Annotated in this window: 1 protein-coding gene; it reads left to right on the top strand. The window is 64.0% G+C overall.

Going from position 1 to position 1,390, the window contains the following annotated elements; genetic code table 11:
- Positions 1 to 196: 196 nt before the first annotated feature.
- The coding region (locus OQK_RS25660) for a hypothetical protein (RefSeq protein ID WP_238537265.1) at positions 197 to 1,390 on the top strand (1,194 nt) is incomplete at its 3' end.

Raw genomic sequence — 1,390 nt, 5'->3', positions numbered from 1 at the left:
CCTGGCGGGTACCGGCACGCCGACGCACGACTTGCAGGGCGCGCTCATCAACCTGCGCGGTGCGGCGCAACTGACGGGCGCCGCGTTGGGCGGTATCAATCTGCAGTACGGCGCCTCGGCGCTGTTTCATGACCCACGGGAAACGCGCGCCTTCGACCCGTTCAACTCGACGGCCAGTAATGCCAGTGGTGGGCTGGTGCTGATTGCCGGTGACTCCGGCATGCGCCTCAACACCCGCGGCGATCTGGTGTTGGGTGGCGCCGCCGATCCGGGCCGCGTGAGGTTGCAGAACTCCACACCGTTTACCACGGCGGATGGCATTTACCATGCCGGTGGCGGTTTGAGTGGTTTCTCGCTGTGGACCGATCACACGGCCATCGATTTGTTCTCGGCCGGCGGCAACCTGACGCCCAGCACCCAGTTGATGGAAACCACCGGGCAGGACCCCGTCGCCGGGCTTAACGGGTCACCGACCGATGACCGCTTCGTCTTTCCTTCGATATTGCGTGCCGTGGCCGGCCAGGGCTCGATTTATGCGGGACCATCAGCGGCCTACGGCATAGGCAACCCGGCGCCGGCTCTGGCCTGGTCATTGCTGTTGGCACCTTCCAGCGCGGGGCAGCTTGAACTGATCGCTGGGGATTCGATCTATGCCGGCGGCTACGCCATCAACCAGTCAGGGGCCAGCCCAGCGGCGCTCGCCACACCGTTTGCACCCGCGTTCAATGGCTACGGCAACAACCAGTCCGCTCGGCCGATCACGACCAACGCCGGCAGCGATGGTGTGCTGGCGCAAACCAATTCGCGCTATCCACTGTTTGCCTTTGGTCCCGATAGCTACTCGGGGTTGAGCAGTGTTCAGGGGCCGGCGCGCTTCTATGCACTGACCGGTGACCTGGTAGGAATTCGCACGGGCGAAACGCTGGCGTTCGCGACCACGAAGCGCACCTGGTATGAATCGGCAGGCCCGGTGTGGATGGTGGCGGGGCGTGACATCGTGGCGTCCGGTACCAATTTGGGGCAACCCACGTTTGCGCCCGTTGGGGGCATGAGTCGCAATAACGAACAGATCGCGTCTACCGGCAATCTGTTCGTGCATAACGATGCGCGCGACATTTCGCGGATTTCGGCCGGGCGAGACATTCTCTACAGCAGCTTCGACATTGCCGGCCCGGGTGTCCTGGACGTCAATGCCGGGCGCAATATCCTGATGGAAGATCGCGCCAGCATCACCAGCCTCGGCCCTGTCGTGGCAGGTGATCAGCGCCCCGGTGCGAGCATCGTGATGCAAGCGGGTGCGGGCGCGCAGGGGCCGGATTACTCACGGTTCATTGCGCGTTATCTGAACCCGCAAAACGTAGCGGATTCAGCGGTGGCCCTCAGCGCGCAG

It is taken from the genome of Pseudomonas sp. R62, from assembly GCF_000257605.1.
Classification (GTDB): Bacteria; Pseudomonadota; Gammaproteobacteria; order Pseudomonadales; family Pseudomonadaceae; genus Aquipseudomonas; species Aquipseudomonas atacamensis.
This window is presented reverse-complemented; position numbering and strand designations above follow the sequence as displayed.